Origin of the sequence: Paenibacillus mellifer (assembly GCF_023195895.1) — a bacterium.
GTDB classification, from domain to species: domain Bacteria; phylum Bacillota; class Bacilli; order Paenibacillales; family Paenibacillaceae; genus Fontibacillus; species Fontibacillus mellifer.
The window spans coordinates 1-17,549 of sequence record NZ_JALPRK010000029.1 but is presented as its reverse complement, the minus strand read 5'-3'; the positions used below and the strand labels follow the sequence as shown (position 1 = coordinate 17,549).

The window sequence follows — 17,549 nt, the reverse complement described above, 5'->3', positions numbered from 1 at the left end:
AATAAAGCGCAAAAAAGGATGTCCCGTAGACATCCCTCATTCGTAATCCATCCTTCCCGATACGGCCAACCTCGCGAAATATTGGATGGTAAAATCGCGGAATTGGACCGCGATCTGCTTCAGGTACCGATCCTTTGGCCAGGATAGGGAAATCGAGCGTTTGCACCAGCTTTCTTCGAGTCGCAGCAGCCTGACGTCCGGCCCGGTAGATCCGCTCCAAGTGATCGCCGGCAGGAACGCAACGCCTTGCCCCGCACGAATCAGTCCGCGTACGGTGGCCGGGTCGTCGCTTTCGAACCGAATCCGGGGAGTGAACCCGGCCAACCGGCAGAAGGCATCCGTCGTCTCGCGCAAAGACTTGCCGGAAGGCAACATAATGAAGCGATCCTCCCTTAACTCACTTAAGCGAACCCGTTCCCGGTGTGCGAGAGGATGATCGGCCGGGACCGCGACGAGAATCTCCTCTTCAAGCAAGGAGACAGCCTCCGTTCCCGCGGGCGGCACTGCCCCGTCCGAGAGGCATAGATCGAAGTTCGTTCGATGGTCCAGAGGTGAAGCATGCTGCAGCAGGTTAAATTGGGCGTTTGGATATTCCGTGCGAAAATCGGCCAATACGCCCGGAAGCAAATGCGAGGAGACCCGAACATCCAACGTGACCATGGGAGAAGCGGATCCGTTGGTATCCCGCAGTCGCTGCTCGCCATCCTCCAGCGCTTCCAACGCAAGATCTACCTGCTGGAGAAACATTCGGCCCTGCTCATTCAGACGGATCGTCTTGCGCTCACGCTGAAACAACTCGGTTCCTAGCTCGCCTTCCAGCGCTGCGATCGTCTTGCTGAGTGCCGGCTGCGAGATATGTAGGCTGTGAGCGGCTTTCGTCATATGCTCCATGCGAGCTACCGTTTGAAAATACTTAAGTTGTAGCAATTCCACGCGGAAGGTCCCCCTCGTTTATAACCTATAAGTTATGATCTTCATATTCAAATATATATTATGGTTCATGAAATCAAGCAAGCTATAATAGTCACAACATCGAATAGATAGGAGACGATCATCTTGATTGTGCAGACGTTGTCAGGCAAAGTCGAGGGCTTGAAGTTGGAAGGAACCTACGTATTCAGAGGCATCCCCTACGCATCTCCGACGGGGGGACTGCGAAGATTCAAACCGCCTGCTCCTCCGCTGCCGTGGCAAGGCGTAAGATCCTGCGAGCGTTTCGGTCCAACCGCACCTCAGACTCCGGCGCTAGAAGGTATCCTGTCGGAACTTAAACAGTCCGAAGATTGCTTGGTTCTGAACGTATGGACGCCGGAAAACGTGAGCGATGGGCTTAAACCCGTCATGGTCTATATCCACGGCGGGGGATTTGTAGGAGGATCAGGGGCGGAATGTGACGGTCTCAGATTCGCATCCGAAGAAGGCATCGTATATGTATCTCTGAACTATCGGCTGGGAGCGTTAGGTTTCTTGGAGTTGAAAGAGCTGCTTGGCGAAGAGTATGCGACTTCGGGCAACAATGGGATGCTTGATATTGTCGCAGCTTTGCAGTGGGTTCAGCACAATATCGCCGCCTTTGGCGGCGACCCTTCACGCGTCACCGTCATCGGGAATTCCGCAGGAGCCAAATGCGTGGCTTCCCTTTATGTCCTGCCGAAGGCACGCGGCCTGTTTCACCGCGCGATTGTACAGAGCGGCGCAACGCAAGCGATTCGGGATCCACAGACCGCGGGCGTGACCACTCGGGGGTTGTTGGAGAAGCTGGGACTGTCATCGGCAAACTCGCGCCAATTGCTTGAGCTACCCGCAGAGAAGCTGATTGAAGCGCAATCGGCTGTAGGCTTTGATACCTCGCATGGCTTGCATATGTTCGGTCCCGTGGCCGACGGCCTTGTCATCCCTCCGGATCCGCTTGCGACCCTTAAGCACAGTCAAGAGCTGCCGCCGCTCTTAGTCGGGTTCAACGAGGACGAGGCAGCGATTTTTATTCAGAATGATCCACGGCTTCAATCCCCGGACTTGGAGGTGCTCGAAGGATTCTTCGGAAGGAATGCTGACGCCGTCTGGTATGCTTATCAGCATTACAGCAAATCCGTGTCCCCTGACGTTGCTTGGACCCGAACCTTAACGGAACACTTGTATGGGATCGGGGCGATGCAGTTCGCGGAGGCCGTCATCTTATCCGGGGCGCCTGTATGGATGTATCGCCTGCGGTGTGGCGGCAGGCTTGGCGCGATCCATGGATATGAAGGCAGCTTGATCCAAACGGCACTGGCCGCGGGCAATACCGGCTTCATGCCTACGCCGCCTTCCGACGATCCTTATGCCGTGACGGCTGAGATGCGCGAACTTGCGCGCGGGATGAGGTCGGCCTGGAGCGCGTTTATCCATAACGGCGACCCGAACACCAAGCTATTGCCAGCTTGGCCTGTTTACGGAGAAGATCAGGCCACGCTGGTGCTGGACCTAGCAAGCTCCGTGCGCAAGGACTTGCCGGCCCCGGCCGGGATCCATGTTCCTCACCAGGTTTGGAGGATGGCTTGATCCCGCTCGTTGAAGTGGCCCTGGTCATGCTGGCGCTTGGCTTCCTGCTTGGCTTCGTAGGGGCGGGCGGATCGGGATTCATCATCTCGATTCTGACTGTCGTCTTCGGTTACCCGATACATACGGCGTTAGGGACTGCGCTGGCCGCCATGTTCTTCTCGTCCTTCTCCGGTTCGATCAGCCATTACCGGGAAGGAAATATGGAGCTGCGAGCCGGAGTGGTCGTTGGCTTGACCGGTGCGGCAGGGGCGTGGATCAGCTCGGGCTGGTCCTCGCTGATTCCCGGGGATCGGCTGGGATATCTGACCTCCGGCATGCTATTTGCCTCCGGATTGGCCTTGTGGTTTCGAATGGTATACGTTTCTCGGCGCCCGAAAGCGCCCGACGATACGACGCTCGTCACAGTCAAAAGCGTTCGTTTCTGGTTGATAGCGCCGCTTATCGGCTTGATTACCGGCTCCTTATCGGGATTGTTCGGTATCGGATCGACCCCATTTATCCAACTGGGGCTGATGTTGCTCCTGGGAATGTCAATGCGGTACGCTGCCGGCACAACGATGTTGGTCATTATGCCGATCGCCTTAGCGGGAGGGGCCGGTTACTTCACCATTGGGTACCTAGATGTGCATTTGCTCCTCGCGGTTGTGATCGGTACAATGTCCGGCGCTTATGTTGGAGCCAAGTTCACGAAACGCGTGCCTGTTGTCTGGTTGAAAACCTTCATGGTGCTCACCCCTATGATGGGCGGTGCGATCCTCTTGTTATAGCTGGCGGTCTTAACGACCAAAAACGACGGACCCTCTCATGAGGGTCCGTCGTTTTTGAGATTGTTCACATCAGCTGAGCTGTAGCGTCGTAATGCAGGTTTGATCTCCATCGAACGTGGAGATTTCCGACTCAACTGTTTTCCCGTTATGGATAACCTGAACACGGTAGGTTTGATCGCGCGGCAACCACAAGTCGATAAATCCGTTCGCTTGGGACTTCATCTTTTGGTCCAGCACGGTATTCCCATTCGCATCGGTAACGTTCACTTGGAACTCCTGCTCGGTCATTTCGCCCCGGCATCCGGTTAAGCTGTGAATTTCACAGGGATGCGTTTGATCCACGTAAGGCGCGATCGAGACGAAGAATTCATCCTTCGGCAGATCATACGTCATCGAGTCGGCCGTATCGCCGTCCACAATCAGTTGATTCGACGTAATGGACGCGGACTTGGCGCTTAATTTCCCAACGCTGTAGTCCTGGACTAGCTGCTTGATGTTCTGAGCGTCTATCGCATTTGATTCTGTTTCCTTATCGGCTTGTCCCGTAATGAGAAAATAACTTCCCAACGCGGCAACCGTAATGACCCCGACCGCCGCCAAGATGGTATTCCGTTTCATGCCTGGCACCCTTTCGCCTGCTATAGTTTATTCGCAGTATTCGAACAACCCGATTATAGCACAATGCTCATAACGTTTCCCATTGGGATCTGAGGAACAGCTTATAAAGCCGCTTCCAGGCGATTTTGATCAGCATGTAGACCGGGATGACGACCAGCATGCCGATGATGCCGAACCAATTGCCGCTTCCCAACACAAGCAGAATCGTCGTGACCGGATGGATGTCCAGCTTTTTCCCAAAAACGTAGGGAGAGATAACGTTATCCTGAACTTGCTGCGCCACCAAAATAATGACCAACGCCCAGATGCCGGTGGACGGGGACTCAATGAGGCCAATAATGACAATCGGGATAGCGGAAATGATCGCCCCGAACAAGGGGATGAAATTCAGAATGACCGCAATCGTCGTCAACAACAACGCATACGGCAGCCCGATGATCAAGAAGCCGATGAACATCAGCACGCCCAGCGCTGTGTTCACGATCACTCGGCCGATGATATAATCGTTTAGCGCTTTGTCCATGTCTCTGGCAGCACGAAACACTTCCTTCCGGTAGCGGATGGGCGAGAGCTTAACCAAGCTGCGTTTGAAGCGATGGCCTTCCTTCAGCATGTAGTAGAGCAGGATCGGGAACGTAAACAGCACGATCGCGAATTGGGACAGGAAAGAGACGAAGCCGCTCAGGTAATTCGTCAAGAAAGAGATCCCTTTGCTTAAATATTCCGAGAAATTCGTGGCTAACCCGGAATCGGATGGAATAATCGACGAGAGGAAAGGAGTTTCTCCCCATTCCTTCAGTTGCGCATCCAGCAGATTCACGAACTGGGGAATGTTTTGCACAAGATTGATCAATTGGGTTTGCAATAGCGGCCATACCCCGGCAATAAATCCAAGAGCCAAAATCGCCATGACGACATAAAGGATGAGGATCGCAATAGATCGCTTGATCTTATGCCTTTCCATATACTGGACCACGGGGCGGAGCAAATAGTAGAAGAAACCTGCCAACAGCAGCGGAATCAAAATGGCTCCGATTACAGCCTGCATGGGGAGAAAAAAGGGCCTTACCAAGGAAAACACGTAAACGATGGCCAGCAAAATCAAGACAAATTTCGCTCCGCGGGTCCATCTTTCCAGCAGATTCATTCTCATCATCACCTATCTTTATATAATTCGTGCGAATAAAAAGATCTCTATTCTATATTATTGGTTTTCGGACCAAAAAGAAAATCCAGAGTTGGGGCGAGTTATACGCTCTTGTTTAGCGGTAAAAAATGGCCTTATTTCTCGCGTACGCTTGCAATTGGAGGAAATAAGGGACTTTTGTGGCGCTATTATGAGAAAAAGGAGACTAAATGTGGGAATTGGGAGCCTTCACCAGAGAATAACGCCCTTTTGGGTCGTTATTTTCTGATAACTAACCCATTTAAGGCCGCATAACGGTAAAAAGTTCCGCTATCAAAAATAGGAGAAGATCGGCCCAGCCGTTCTTCTCCTACCTCATTGCCTATACACTCCTCACATCAACCCACCTGCTGGCCTGCCGCATCAATTCTAACCTGCGAAGCGTTCGAGCATTTCTTGCAAACTTTCAGTTGCTGCCCTGCGCTAGTATTCTTGACATACAGCAGCTTGATTCGTGTGCTTCCGCACACCGGACACGTTCCCCGGCTGCGCGACGGCAGGTGCCAGAGCGATTTTCCACGTTTATTTTTGGCCATAACGTATCACCTTCAACGATAGAATGAGTTCATTTCAACAATTAGAAGAATTTCTTATGCTCCCGATCCTCTTTCAGGATCTCCACCGCTTCACGGAACCGCAGGCTGTGTACGATCTCGCGCTCACGAAGGAACTTCAGACTGTCCTGGATATCGACGTCGTCGGTCATGTCGATGAGCCACTGGTATGTAGCCCGCGCTTTTTCCTCGGCCGCGATGTCCTCGTACAGGTCGGCGATCGGATCGCCTTTGGCCTGGATGTACGCCGCCGTCCAAGGCACCCCTGCCGCGTTCTCGTAGAAGAGAGCCTTATCGTGGTTCACGTAATAAGGATCCATACCGGCCGCCTTCAGCATCTCCGGCGTCGCGTCTTTGGTAAGCTTGTAGACCATCGTTGCGATCATTTCGAGATGGGCGAATTCTTCCGTCCCAATGTCGTTCAGGAGTCCGATCACCTTGTCGGGGATCGTATATCTCTGATTTAAATAACGCAGCGCCGCCGCCAGCTCGCCGTCAGCGCCGCCGTACTGCTCGATCAGCAGTTTGGCCATCCGCGGATCGCATTTGCTGACGCGAACCGGGTATTGCAGCTTTTTCTCATACACCCACATATCGCCTGATTAACCTCCTTTAGCTTCCCATCACGGATTGAAGGCAGGTTGCTAAACCTGCCAAGGCCAAGGGCTTTTCGACCATTCCCAAGGGAATTTCGAATAGGCTCGCCCGAAGTTTTGCAGCGGGCCGTACAACTGCTGAAAATGGTTCGCATGCTGCGTCCGTTCCTGGGTCAGCTGATTAAACTGCTGAATCGCCGCCAGATCATCCGGGTGCGTGTCGAGGTACAAATTCAGCTCCACCAGCGCAAAGTCCAGCGCCTGCAGCTTCTCAAGCTTTTCATAATACTCCTGGTCGAACGGTTGATTGTTGGGATTCGTATTCATGAGATCACCGTCCTTTTCCCCATTTGGATTCATAAGGACTGTACAACGCCGGCCATAATGTGCCGTGTTTCAGGGCATCCATCGGGCTAAACTGCGGCAAATTCGGGGGCTGAAAGTGGATAAACAGCTGCGGAGGGGTGCTGTAGGTTTTGTGCGTGATCGGCGGACATGGGTCGAATGGGCCTATAAAAGGGGTCCACACACGTTCCTGAGGATGGCTCAAAGAAACTTCCTCCTTCTTTAAACATGGTCATGCAGGCGCAATCGCCAAATTTTCCCTGCATCCTACCATTAACATATGACAATCGCCCAAATAATGAACCGGAGGAGGCGCAATTTCACAAAAAAATAACGCCGTACCCCCTTAGCTAGGAGGTGCGGCGTTATGTAACCGGACGGAGCTTGTCCGCCTTATTCCTCTTCGATTTCCTCATCCGGCTCCTCAACGACGAGGCGGATGACCTTCACGCGCGTGATGCGCAATCGGCTGCCCTAAGACGGGGGACAATGGTCAAGACCAGAGAGTATACAGCCCTTTAATCTGAAACTCTTTCCCAAACTCCTCAAATGAAAATGATATGTACAATGACACCAATTTAACTAATTAGTGGAAAATATAATTATACCCAAAATAAAATAATTATCATATGAAATTTGTAATGTTTTTTTATTTTTTTAGATTTTTATCATTGGATTTGTAACAAATACCTTATCTTAGGAGATGATGAGCTATGAAAAAATCTTTTCGTCTATTCACGTTTGCATCAGCTGTAGTTTTATTATTTACTATTGCTTCTCCGGCTTATGCGGACGGTTTGGAGGAATCGACTAGTAGTATTCACGGGCATTTGAATACGATAGTACAGTTTGCTGATAGGACACCAGAAGTTGTTGAAAAGTTGTATGACCAAATCGGAATTGATTTGAATTGCTCAAATAAACAACAATACGGTAGAAATAATAACTAGCCTTCCAGAAACCACTTTACAGATTGATGGTAGTAATGTAAATCTATCTAATGGGGAATTTTACCTTGATGGATTGACATCTGGTCTCCATAAAATTAGTGTTTACAGCGTAAACAACTTAATTCATGAACAAGAAGTTATCCTTGATAATGGATTGAATCATATTCCAGTAGATGCAAGAATTAACTTTGGTGATTTGGTTGCCAGTTCGGAAAGTAAGATGGATCCTGATTTCTCCAAATCATCAGCAACTAATTCTTCTGAAATTACTCCTCTTTCAGATCCTGATTCATGGAATGGAATTGGTGTAGGAGCAATTTTAGGGGAAGGTAAAGGTAAGATGTTGTTACTAACTAATGAAGGACACGTAAGTTGTAATAAATCAGATTGGGATAATGGAGCTAACTTCCCTGCAAATAATTCTGATTGTGCATTAGCAATTGCTGGTGGAGTTATGTATAGTAGTAACCCATTATTATTCCAGGCATACGCCCAAGGTAGATATTGTTTACAAGAGAGTATGAATACAGTAGAGAGTCCGAGCACCGCCAATGTTTATTGTAATCAAAAACAAAAGGCGTCTGGATATTATACCGGATACCGGAACAAAGGGTACAATTGCTCAAGTTTTATTTTTTTAGGCGGTGATGAACGCCTTAATAAATATGACCTGTAAAATAAATTTCTTGGAGGGCCAAATCGGGTAAATGAAGAATAGAAAGATGGTCATTATTATTGGAATAGTCTTACTGTCTATTGTTATCTTTCTCTATTTTAGCACCAGTAAGATTATGGACTATCTAAATAGTAATACCAGAGGATCTAATATCTATGTAATTAGTATGGGTTATAATCTTAATGATGAAACTTTCACTTTCACTGATAGTAGTTCGGAATTCATTAACCGAAACGGAATAAAGATTCTCATTGAATTTCCAGAAATGAGCAAAGGTACCCATCACGGAAGGCTCCTTGTTAAGGAACTTGCAACATCGGATACTGTAATGGAACAACATGTTCACATTACCAAGGGCATGTCTGGGCAGGTAGTTCAATTAACTTCTGCGGGTTGGTCCACAGGTAAATATAAATGTATTTTTGAAATAGACAACAATCAGTTGGCTTCAAAAGAATTTATTTTAAAGTAATACATTAGGGCTATCTTTATGTCGACTTCAACGACCTAAAGGACCCCTTAATTCAATTTTCTATACGATAATCACTCACCATCCTTATTCTACTGGATTCATAAGAGCTGAATAATGCTGGCCAATAACCCACATACGTTCCTCAGGATGGCTCAAAGAACCGGCCTCTTTCTTAAAAAATAACGCCGTACCCCCTTAACCGGAAGGTGCGGCGTTATTTAACCGGACGGAGCTTGTCCGCCTTATTCCTCTTCGATTTCCTCATCCGGCTCCTCAACGACGAGGCGGATGACCTTCACGCGCGTGATGCGCAATCGGCTGGCTTCCTCGACCTCGAACAAGAAGCGGTCGACCTGCTTTCTTTTCCCTTTGGCCGGGGTGCCTTCCAGTTCCTTAAACAACCAGCCGCCGATCGAATCGACTTCCTCGTCTACGATTTCGCTGCCGACCAGGTCGTTCACCTCTTCGATCAGCAAACGGCCGTCCACCGAATAGACGTCATCCGACAACTTCTCGATGTCCGAGCGTTCATCCTCGAATTCGTCATGCAGATCGCCGACGATCTCCTCGAGAATCTCCTCAGCGGTCAGAAGGCCCGCCGTTCCGCCATATTCGTCGACGACCAGCGTCACCTGGGAGTGCTTCTTCTGCATCAGGCGAAGCACCTGGCTGATTTCCATCGACTCCGGCACATTCAAGATCGGTCGAACCAATCCCTCCAGATGGAGCGGCTTCTCCGAATCGGGCAGCAGCAGGTCGGTAATATGAACGAACCCGATGATCTGATCCTTATCCTCGACGGCGACCGGGTAGCGGGAGTGCTTCGTGCCCGCCACGATCTTCATGTTGTCCTCCCAGCTCAGGTTCGTGTACAAGCAGTCCATATCCGTCCGCGGCAGCATCACTTCCCGGGCCAGCATATCGGAGAAATCAAAAATATTGTCTACCAGCTTCATCTCGTCCTTATCGATGACGCCGCTTTTGGCACTTTGATCCATCAGGATGCGGATCTCCTCTTCGGAATGCGCCGCCTCGCCTTCGCCGGCGGGTTCGATGCCGATCAACCGTAACATGCTATTGGCCGCCGTATTCAGCAGCCAGATCACCGGAAGGAATATCCGATAGAACATCAGGAGCGGCCACGAGAGCCATAATGACGCTTCTTCCGACTTTTGGATCGCCAGCGACTTCGGCGCCAACTCGCCAATCACAATATGTAAAAACGTAATGATCGCAAAACCAACCGCCACCGATATCGTTGAGATCAGCGTCGGATCCGTTGCGCCCATCTGGTGCATCAACGGTTCGATCAACAACTCGGACACCGCCGGTTCCCCGACCCACCCTAGTCCCAGTGACGCCAGGGTGATCCCAAGCTGCGTCGCCGACAGGTAGGTGTCCAACCGCTTGTTGACCTTCAACGCATAATTTGCTCGTCGGTGACCCTCCCGAGCCAACTGGGTAAGCCGGGATTGGCGCACCTTCACGAGCGAAAATTCGGCGGCCACGAAAAATCCGTTCAAGAAGACGAGAATAAGGACGAGCAGCAGATTCCAAATCAGCTTGCCTATTTCAAATTCGGTATGACCATCGGGTGACACAGGCATGCAATACGCCTCTTTCCTAAATTAGTTCTACCTTTCATAATGTAGCGGCTTTACGCGTTTTGAATTCCGTACCCGGATAATACATGTCCGCGACCAGCAAATTCGGCCCGCAGCAACCGGCTGCGTCACAGTGACAATTTACCTTCTGGTTCAGAGGATGTTCCGTCACCCAGAGACCGAAAATCTCATCCAGTCGTCCTTCTCGAACATTACCGAAGGCCGGGATTGCTGCGAAGTCCGTCACGTATACCTCCCCGGTGAACATATTCACATTCACACGATTACGTCCGTCCGGGTCGTTGCGTACCGTCACATTGGGCTCCTTCCATAAACGGCGCAGCAACTGCAGATCCTCCTCGACCCCGTTGCAGGCGAAGAACGGCAACGTTCCGAACAGCATCCAGAGCGCCGGGTCTCGTTCGTCCAACAGCGAGTGGATCGCTGCCCGCATCTCGCTAAGTTCCAACACCGGCAAGCCTTCGGCAAAATCAGCCGCATACATGGGATGGACCTCATGCCTTTGGCAACCCATCTCTACGATCATCCGGTGAATGTCCGGAAGCTTCCGATGCGTACGGTAATTAATCATCGACTCGGCGGAGATGAACATGCCCGCTTCGCTGAGCCTGCGCGTATTTTCGACCATCGTATCGTACATTTTGTAGGCAACCTCCGGTTTGACCGGGTGCCCGCTGCGGGCGAATCCGACCTCATGGAAGTCACGCTCGCTTGTATAGTTGAACGAGATATGCATGACATCCAAATAAGGAAGCAGCTTCTCGTAACGTTCGTAGTCCAAGGTCAGATTGGAATTGATTTGCGAGCGTATTCCCCTCGCCTTGGCGTATTTGAGCAGAGGGATGATTTTCTCCTCTACCGTTTGGCGCCGGAACGTCGGCTCACCGCCGGTGATGCTGATCGTCTGTAAATGCTCGACTTCATCAAGGGCCTTCAAAATCAACGGCAACGGCAGCTGCTCGGGTTCCTTCAGCACAAGGCTGTCACCCACCGCACAGTGCTCGCACCGCATATTACACAGATTCGTCACCGTCAGCTCAACGCTTGTTAATACGTGGCGTCCGTAATCGCGAAGCGATCGAATCGGGTCCCACGGATCATAGTCTGGGCTAATCGGCCTTTCGGCTCTATCGATCGTGTTCGTTTGTTCTTCCTTCATCCACTTACCACCATTCCCATTCCGTCCACTTCCGCAATCACGATGGAGAGCTGGGCGGACAAATCTACTTCGTAAGGCGATGGGAGATCCTGTCCCCGCGGGTCCGTCAGAACCCGAACCACCGGTCGCTGCGGCATATGGCCGTGGATCTTTGACACCACGCCGGTATCGCCTGTACTCAATTTCACGGTCATCCCGATTGGGTAGATCGCTACGCGGTCGCGAAACAGTTCCAGCTTCGACTTCTCGTACTCATATCCACAGCCCGTATACAGCACTTCCAGCGCTTGGTGCGGCAACATCGCTTTGCGGTACACCCGGTGCGTCGTCATCGCGTCGTAAGCATCCGTAATTGCGATCCAGCGAGCATATTCGTGAATCTCGCTGCCGCGGATGCCGCGAGGGTACCCGCTACCGTTCATTTTCTCATGGTGCTGGTAAGCGCAATGCGCCGACAACAACGGGATTCCCGGTTCATCCTTCAGCATTTGGAAGCCGAGCTCCGGATGCCGTTTGATCATGTCGAACTCTTCGTCCGTCAGCCGCGACGGCTTGGTCAGCAGCTCGAGGGGGAGCTTTGTTTTTCCGATATCATGCAGTAAAGCGCCGAGACCCAGCACCGTCAATTCTTCTTTTGTATACCCGTGAAACTGACCCAACAACAGCGTATACACGCAAACGTTCAGCGAATGACGATACAAATAATGATCCATGCTGTTCATATTCATCATCATGATCATCGCGTCGTCACGGGCGCTGAGGTCGTCCAAGATCGATTCGATCAAACCGGAGAACGTTTTGCCCAAATAAGGATAGGTCACGTTCTTTACGTTTGGCGTTGCCCATTTGCGGAAATTCGTCCGAATCTCGCTGAGCGCGCGGCGCTGCGTCTCTTCCTCTATCATTTCAGGAATCACCAGATCCTCCGTACGAGGATCCGCTACATAGACATAATCTAGGCCGTGGGTCTTCAGCCTGCGAATGATGGCATCAGACATTTCTGCGTTCTCGGACAATAGAATGATCCCGTCCTCATTATAAATCTTTTTGCCTAATTTCATTCCAGCCTGCAGCGAGGCGACTGGGATTAACCGCATGACTTCCACTTCCGTCTCTGTAAGGTTTCTATATGTATCTGGAATCAGCGGTCGAAATCGAACACCACTTTCGATTTAGAAGCGGGTCAACGCATGATGAAGATCCAGAATAACGCAGCCAAAATAAATCGATAGTACGCAAAATGGCGTAGCTGCACTCTTTGGATAAGTTTCAAGAACGCCAGCACAACTACATAGGCCACCACAAAAGCAACCACAAATCCAATCAGGAAATACCCGATCGTATCGGACGTTAAATATCGGTAGGAATCGAGCATTTCATAACCCGAAACCGCACACATGATCGGAATGGCAATCAGGAACGAGAAATCGGCGGCCGCTTTGTAGCTGGCACCGCTGAGCATCCCTCCGGCGATCGTCGAACCAGACCGGGAGAAGCCGGGCCACAACACGGAAATGCACTGATACACACCGATCAGCAAGGCTTGCTTATAGGTTAGCTGATCCATCTCCGGGGCGGTGATCGTCGCTTTATTCTTGTTGAACCATTCGGCGAAGATCATGAAGATACCACCGACCACAAGCGCCCACAGCACCGTCTGTGAGCTGAACAAGCTCTTGATGTAATCGCGGAAGAAGAATCCGACGCCCAGCGCAGGTACGATCCCCAAAAGAATATGAATCAAATTAAGACGGCCTTTCGGAGCGTTCCGATCGACCACCGTTACTTTTTTGCTCAAGCCGAGCAGATTCAAGATTCGCTCCCGGTACACCCAGGCCATCGCCAGGATCGCGCCTAGCTGAATGACGATTTCAAAGGTTTTCATTTCCGGCGACTGATCGTCGTAGCCCATCAGCTTGGCCGTCAATATCATGTGTCCCGTCGACGAGACCGGAATAAACTCCGTCAAACCTTCCACAATGGCTAAAATAATCGAGACAATAAGACTCATTCGTTCCTCCTGATCGAGTGTGACTTTGCGCTATAGCTATTCTACTTTTTTCCACCGGGATTGAAAACAGGTTTCCACCGCACCGGCGGTTTGCAGTTCGAAACGGAGCAGGTCGCGTAAAAATTCAGGCAGCATATAACGCTTCTCCGTCCCTTGCTTTAACCGTTCGTAACCGACGCCAAACGTAAACATATCCAGCGTGCCAACAAGATAGGTTTGCTCTTCCCTTAATAGCTCGCCAGCCAGGCTAGCCCGCACGATCCGTTTGCAGGGCGGAGCTGCGGGGTCGTATTCAATCTCCAAGCCGTCGACGCATATGCCGCCTAGCACCTTCCCCCGAAATCCAAATCCCATAATGGATTTGCCCCTCTTCTCCTCGAGCAGCGACTCCTCCAGGCTGGCCAAAATATCTTCGCCGGACACCCGCATCGTACAGGGATTGATCGGCGAAGGGCAGCGCTCATGCAGCATCCCCTCGCTGATCTCGCCAGCCGGCAGATTCGCCAGCAGCTGACCGCTGTTCACCAGGGAGAACTCGCTGCCGGTATGACGGCGAACCGCCTGAGCTAGCAGATTGCCAAACGGCGATTCAGCTGAGTACGATACCGGCAACTCCCGATCCGTCACGGCGACCGTGCGATTCAGCCGAAGTTTAGCGGCATCCCGCTGCAAGGTGATAGCGGACTCGATCTTCTCTTTCTTCGGCCCCTCTACGACGGGGAGGCAAACTCCGTCCATCGATAAGCGCCCGGTCCCAAGGTCCCGGCGGACGACGACCTTCCCCAAATAGTTGCCGAATTTCCCCGCTGCTGTGACCCATGTTGATCCGATTTGCAGCGGCTCCTCCAGCAAGTGATGGGTGTGGCCGCCGATGATCAAGTCGATGCCGGTTACCGTCTCCGCCAACTGCCGATCCAGCGGCAGCCCTAAATGAGACATCACGATAACGAGATCAACCTCGCCGCGAAGCTGTCCGACATCCCTTGCAATCGTGTCCAGCGGATTTTGTGATACGAGACCAAGCAGCTCATAGAACTCGGCAAATGCGGCCGTCGCCGCCACTAGCCCGATCTTGAAGCCGTCCTTATGTACCACCAGCCGGCTTCGCATCCATGCCGGCGGTTGTCCGGTTTGCAGCTCCACGATATTGCCGCAGACTACGGAGCTGTGCAGCCCGGCATAAGTCTGGCTGAGCAATTCCGGCGTAAAGGTCAACCCTTCATTATTGCCGATCGTTATGGCATCGTACCCGGTCAGGTTAAGCACGTCCACATTAGCCTGTCCCAACGTTCCTTCGGTTTCGATCGCCGCTCGGTCCATATGGTCGCCGATATCGAGAAGGAGTGTGCCGGCCGGCGCTTCGGCCCTCAAATCATCTATCATCGCCGCGATGCGCCCCATCGTTTCGAAGTGGCTATGGATATCGTTGGTGTAAAGTATCGTTAACGTTTCCTGGTTCGTCTCCGGCATCAAGAACTGCCCCCTTGCCCTCTCAATCTATTCGGCCTATTCTAAATTTTAGAGTTCAATGTGTATTATATACCTTAAAATTGATCGTTGTCTTGTTATAATGTATATTACATACAAACCATTCCGAGGAGACTCCTATGAATATTCAAATCGCCCTATTTGCCGGGTTGGCGGACCGAATCGGCACGTCCAGTCTCAGCTATGCCTACCCGCATCCGGAACGGCCTCTCACCGCCGCTTCATTAAAGGAAGCGCTGGCGGAAACCTATCCTTCAGCGGCCAATCTCATCTCCGCTTCCTTCGTCGCCGTGAATCAGGAGTATGCCGCTGGCGATACGCCGATCACCGCAGAAGATGAGGTCGCGTTGATCCCGCCGGTTTCCGGCGGGGAGCCATCGTCCGACCTACCGCAGGACGAGGCATTATCGGACCTCTTTATCATTACGGAAGAACCACTGTCCGTGGAGGAGATCACGGCCAAGGTCATTGCTCCCGACCACGGAGCGGCGTTGACGTTCACCGGGACAACCCGGGAATGGACGCAGGGAAAGCGGACCGTCCATCTTGAATACGAAGCCTATGTCCCGATGGCCTTAGCCAAACTGCGCCAGATCGGCGGCGAGATCGAAGAACGCTGGCCAGGTACACGCTGCGCCATCAGCCACCGGATCGGCCACGTGGACATCGCCGAGATCAGTGTGGTCATCGCCGTATCGGCCCCTCACCGGGCCGGGTGCTACGAAGCCAGCCGCTATGCGATTGAACGTCTAAAGCAGATCGTACCGATCTGGAAGAAGGAGATTTGGGAAGACGGCTCCGAGTGGAAGGGCCATGGACTTGGGCCCTGGGACCCCCGCGTTCCAGGCGAACACCTCCTTTCGGATGATTGACATCTAACAAAATTCATTGTCAGTCCAATTATTTCCTGATATGATTAAGGAAAACTGGAAGATTATGAGGTGTCATCGTCCTTGAAAGTACATATTATGGAACTCAGTCCAGGCGACCGTCTCCAACACGACGTATTTAATCATTTCGGCGTTTTTGTTTTGCAGCAAGGTTGCGAGTTGACCAGTGATGCTATCGTTAAATTAATGCAGCACGGAATCGACTACGTTGATATCGAACCGCAAACCCTTAACGCCGATTTCCCTACAGATCCTGCCTTCCGAGCTAAACCTTATTTAAACGAGGCCGTGGACGGATTTGAGGAATTGTTTTTGGAAGCGCTAACTAGCGGGAGTATCGATGAAGCGAAAGTGGATCGGCTTCTGGAACCCATGATCTCGGAACTCGATACCCAGAAGGACGTTGTCTCCTTGCTGCTGATGATCGGCGAAGATGACAATTATACATACCATCATTCCATGCAAGTCGGCATGCTCTGCTATTATATCGCTTCCTGGATGGGGTATACCAGAGAAGAAGCCTATAAAGCAGGGAAGGCCGGCTATTTGATCGATATCGGCAAAAGCAAGGTACCGCAAGACATCCTGACCAAACCCGGCAAGTTGACACCGGAGGAGTTCGAGGAAGTGAAGCGCCATACCGAATACGGCCATGAGATCATTCTCGGCTCGACCGGGGACGAGCTCTCCGCACGGGTGGCGCTGCAGCATCACGAACGAGAAGACGGCAGCGGTTATCCCCATGGCTTACGCGATAAGGAAATTCATCCATTCGCCAAAATCGCCGCCGTTGCTGACGTGTATTCTGCGATGACCTCTAACCGCGTTTACCGCTCGAAGCAGGAGCTTCTATCGGTCTTACGCGAGCTCAATAGCCTTAGCTTCGGCAGTCTGAGCCCTGAACCTACGCAGGCGTTAATTCGCCACCTACTGCCAAACTTCATTGGCAAGAAGGTCATGCTGAACTCCGGCGAGATGGGTTCCATCGTTATGACTAACCAGTCGGACTTTTTCCGGCCGCTCGTCAAAACCGATTCCCGGTTCGTCGACCTGTCCAAAGAGCGCGAAACCTCGATTGAAGAGGTTTACTTATAATTCTGCCATAATTCACCGGGTCCCAAAGGGCCCGTTTTTTATTTCTCCGTTGGTTCACCCGTAATTCAAGTTTGATTCTCTCCGCGCCCGCCCAGCCAACCCATGCCTATAGGTCATACACTAGCAAAAAAACGTGAGGCTGGTGTATTCATGCCGAATTACCGTATCATCGTGGATTTATCGGATCGAATGCTCTACTTGCTGGACAATAACATCGTCATCCGCGGATTTCCGGTTGGAATCGGGAAAATGCTCACGCAAACCCCAGTAGGATCTTACACGATCGTCAACAAAGCCCCGAATCCTGGCGGGCCGTTTGGAGCTTATTGGATGGGCTTGTCCAGGCCCCATTACGGAATCCACGGGACCAACGACCCTTCCTCCATCGGCAAGGAGGTTTCCCACGGCTGTATCCGCATGTATAACCCGGACGTCATTGAATTGGCACGGATCGTGCCGATAGGAACGAGCGTAACAATCCGTAAATAAGCCTTATGCAAGTAGACTCTTGTCTCTTACCTCTTGAGAAATACCTTCATTACGGTTTACTTCTGGATTTGGAAAAAGGTGCGAATC

20 protein-coding genes are annotated in these 17,549 nt (G+C 51.5%); 8 read left to right on the top strand and 12 right to left on the bottom strand.

What is annotated here, in order from left to right:
- Positions 1-36 precede the first annotated feature (36 nt).
- Positions 37-933 (bottom strand): LysR family transcriptional regulator, encoded by an 897-nt coding sequence (locus M0651_RS21625; RefSeq protein WP_248553759.1) that lies wholly within the window; start codon positions 931-933, stop codon positions 37-39.
- A 129-nt stretch (positions 934-1,062) separates the two neighbouring features.
- Here M0651_RS21625 and M0651_RS21620 point away from each other — a divergent pair, with 129 nt between their 5' ends.
- The gene (locus tag M0651_RS21620; protein WP_248553791.1) at positions 1,063-2,541 is read left to right on the top strand and encodes a carboxylesterase/lipase family protein; all 1,479 of its coding nucleotides are present in this window, start codon (positions 1,063-1,065) and stop codon (positions 2,539-2,541) included.
- 26 nt (positions 2,542-2,567) lie between these two features.
- Positions 2,568-3,308: a sulfite exporter TauE/SafE family protein gene (locus M0651_RS21615; RefSeq protein ID WP_282578037.1), complete on the top strand. Its 741-nt coding sequence runs from the start codon at positions 2,568-2,570 to the stop codon at positions 3,306-3,308.
- Between the two features lie 69 nt (positions 3,309-3,377).
- Here the strand turns inward: M0651_RS21615 and M0651_RS21610 are convergent, their stop codons facing one another.
- From M0651_RS21610 to M0651_RS21585, 6 genes are all read right to left on the bottom strand, one after another.
- Positions 3,378-3,926: a CueP family metal-binding protein gene (locus M0651_RS21610; protein WP_248553758.1), complete on the bottom strand. Its 549-nt coding sequence runs from the start codon at positions 3,924-3,926 to the stop codon at positions 3,378-3,380.
- Positions 3,927-3,993: 67 nt separating this feature from the next.
- Complete coding sequence (locus M0651_RS21605) at positions 3,994-5,082, bottom strand: AI-2E family transporter (RefSeq protein ID WP_248553757.1); 1,089 nt, start codon at positions 5,080-5,082, stop codon at positions 3,994-3,996.
- 368 nt (positions 5,083-5,450) lie between these two features.
- Positions 5,451-5,648, bottom strand: a complete 198-nt coding sequence (locus M0651_RS24375) for a hypothetical protein (RefSeq protein ID WP_248553756.1) — start codon at positions 5,646-5,648, stop codon at positions 5,451-5,453.
- A gap of 41 nt (positions 5,649-5,689) precedes the next feature.
- Positions 5,690-6,259, bottom strand: coding sequence for a manganese catalase family protein (locus tag M0651_RS21595; RefSeq protein WP_248553755.1), 570 nt, complete (start codon positions 6,257-6,259; stop codon positions 5,690-5,692).
- A 51-nt stretch (positions 6,260-6,310) separates the two neighbouring features.
- Positions 6,311-6,589 carry a spore coat protein CotJB gene (locus M0651_RS21590; RefSeq protein WP_059046206.1) on the bottom strand — a complete coding sequence of 93 codons (279 nt, stop codon included), beginning with the start codon at positions 6,587-6,589 and terminating at the stop codon, positions 6,311-6,313.
- Positions 6,590-6,593: 4 nt separating this feature from the next.
- Entirely contained in the window at positions 6,594-6,812 is a 219-nt protein-coding gene (locus M0651_RS21585) for a spore coat associated protein CotJA (RefSeq protein ID WP_059046208.1), read from the bottom strand.
- A 508-nt stretch (positions 6,813-7,320) separates the two neighbouring features.
- Between M0651_RS21585 and M0651_RS21580 the strand changes: the two genes are divergently transcribed.
- From M0651_RS21580 to M0651_RS21570, 3 genes are all read left to right on the top strand, one after another.
- Positions 7,321-7,557, top strand: coding sequence for a hypothetical protein (locus tag M0651_RS21580; protein WP_248553754.1), 237 nt, complete (start codon positions 7,321-7,323; stop codon positions 7,555-7,557).
- 73 nt (positions 7,558-7,630) lie between these two features.
- Entirely contained in the window at positions 7,631-8,233 is a 603-nt protein-coding gene (locus tag M0651_RS21575) for a hypothetical protein (RefSeq protein WP_248553753.1), read from the top strand.
- 31 nt (positions 8,234-8,264) lie between these two features.
- Positions 8,265-8,705, top strand: a complete 441-nt coding sequence (locus M0651_RS21570; RefSeq protein WP_248553752.1) for a hypothetical protein — start codon at positions 8,265-8,267, stop codon at positions 8,703-8,705.
- A gap of 242 nt (positions 8,706-8,947) precedes the next feature.
- On the opposite strand, the gene M0651_RS21565 is transcribed toward M0651_RS21570, so the two are convergent.
- The 5 genes from M0651_RS21565 to M0651_RS21545 all read right to left on the bottom strand — a co-directional run bounded on the left by M0651_RS21565 (position 8,948) and on the right by M0651_RS21545 (position 14,970).
- Positions 8,948-10,312 (bottom strand): hemolysin family protein, encoded by a 1,365-nt coding sequence (locus M0651_RS21565; protein WP_248553751.1) that lies wholly within the window; start codon positions 10,310-10,312, stop codon positions 8,948-8,950.
- Positions 10,313-10,346: 34 nt separating this feature from the next.
- Positions 10,347-11,489 carry a radical SAM/CxCxxxxC motif protein YfkAB gene (yfkAB, locus tag M0651_RS21560; RefSeq protein WP_248553750.1) on the bottom strand — a complete coding sequence of 381 codons (1,143 nt, stop codon included), beginning with the start codon at positions 11,487-11,489 and terminating at the stop codon, positions 10,347-10,349.
- Entirely contained in the window at positions 11,486-12,586 is a 1,101-nt protein-coding gene (locus tag M0651_RS21555; protein ID WP_248553749.1) for an HD-GYP domain-containing protein, read from the bottom strand. The genes yfkAB and M0651_RS21555 overlap by 4 nt, the downstream gene beginning before the upstream one ends.
- An 86-nt stretch (positions 12,587-12,672) precedes the next feature.
- Positions 12,673-13,500: an undecaprenyl-diphosphate phosphatase gene (locus M0651_RS21550; protein ID WP_248553748.1), complete on the bottom strand. Its 828-nt coding sequence runs from the start codon at positions 13,498-13,500 to the stop codon at positions 12,673-12,675.
- Between the two features lie 36 nt (positions 13,501-13,536).
- On the bottom strand, positions 13,537-14,970 hold the full coding sequence (locus M0651_RS21545; RefSeq protein ID WP_248553747.1) for a bifunctional metallophosphatase/5'-nucleotidase: 1,434 nt from the start codon (positions 14,968-14,970) through the stop codon (positions 13,537-13,539).
- 137 nt (positions 14,971-15,107) lie between these two features.
- On the opposite strand from M0651_RS21545, the gene M0651_RS21540 reads away from it, so the two are divergent.
- From M0651_RS21540 to M0651_RS21530, 3 genes are all read left to right on the top strand, one after another.
- Entirely contained in the window at positions 15,108-15,860 is a 753-nt protein-coding gene (locus tag M0651_RS21540; protein ID WP_248553746.1) for a molybdenum cofactor biosynthesis protein, read from the top strand.
- A gap of 81 nt (positions 15,861-15,941) precedes the next feature.
- Complete coding sequence (locus tag M0651_RS21535) at positions 15,942-16,973, top strand: HD-GYP domain-containing protein (protein WP_248553745.1); 1,032 nt, start codon at positions 15,942-15,944, stop codon at positions 16,971-16,973.
- Between the two features lie 150 nt (positions 16,974-17,123).
- Positions 17,124-17,462: a L,D-transpeptidase gene (locus M0651_RS21530; protein WP_248553744.1), complete on the top strand. Its 339-nt coding sequence runs from the start codon at positions 17,124-17,126 to the stop codon at positions 17,460-17,462.
- The last annotated feature ends 87 nt before the right edge of the window (positions 17,463-17,549 follow it).

Coding starts and splice junctions, on each gene's coding strand:
- M0651_RS21570 (WP_248553752.1), top strand. CDS start 8,265: ATGAAGAATAGAAAGATGGTCATTATTATTGGAATAGTCTTACTGTCT.
- M0651_RS21550 (WP_248553748.1), bottom strand. CDS start 13,500: ATGAGTCTTATTGTCTCGATTATTTTAGCCATTGTGGAAGGTTTGACG.
- M0651_RS21555 (WP_248553749.1), bottom strand. CDS start 12,586: ATGCGGTTAATCCCAGTCGCCTCGCTGCAGGCTGGAATGAAATTAGGC.
- M0651_RS21530 (WP_248553744.1), top strand. CDS start 17,124: ATGCCGAATTACCGTATCATCGTGGATTTATCGGATCGAATGCTCTAC.
- M0651_RS21540 (WP_248553746.1), top strand. CDS start 15,108: ATGAATATTCAAATCGCCCTATTTGCCGGGTTGGCGGACCGAATCGGC.
- M0651_RS21590 (WP_059046206.1), bottom strand. CDS start 6,589: ATGAATACGAATCCCAACAATCAACCGTTCGACCAGGAGTATTATGAA.
- M0651_RS21610 (WP_248553758.1), bottom strand. CDS start 3,926: ATGAAACGGAATACCATCTTGGCGGCGGTCGGGGTCATTACGGTTGCC.
- M0651_RS21615 (WP_282578037.1), top strand. CDS start 2,568: ATGCTGGCGCTTGGCTTCCTGCTTGGCTTCGTAGGGGCGGGCGGATCG.
- M0651_RS21580 (WP_248553754.1), top strand. CDS start 7,321: ATGAAAAAATCTTTTCGTCTATTCACGTTTGCATCAGCTGTAGTTTTA.
- M0651_RS21595 (WP_248553755.1), bottom strand. CDS start 6,259: ATGTGGGTGTATGAGAAAAAGCTGCAATACCCGGTTCGCGTCAGCAAA.
- M0651_RS21545 (WP_248553747.1), bottom strand. CDS start 14,970: ATGCCGGAGACGAACCAGGAAACGTTAACGATACTTTACACCAACGAT.
- yfkAB (WP_248553750.1), bottom strand. CDS start 11,489: ATGAAGGAAGAACAAACGAACACGATCGATAGAGCCGAAAGGCCGATT.
- M0651_RS21605 (WP_248553757.1), bottom strand. CDS start 5,082: ATGATGAGAATGAATCTGCTGGAAAGATGGACCCGCGGAGCGAAATTT.
- M0651_RS21565 (WP_248553751.1), bottom strand. CDS start 10,312: ATGCCTGTGTCACCCGATGGTCATACCGAATTTGAAATAGGCAAGCTG.
- M0651_RS24375 (WP_248553756.1), bottom strand. CDS start 5,648: ATGGCCAAAAATAAACGTGGAAAATCGCTCTGGCACCTGCCGTCGCGC.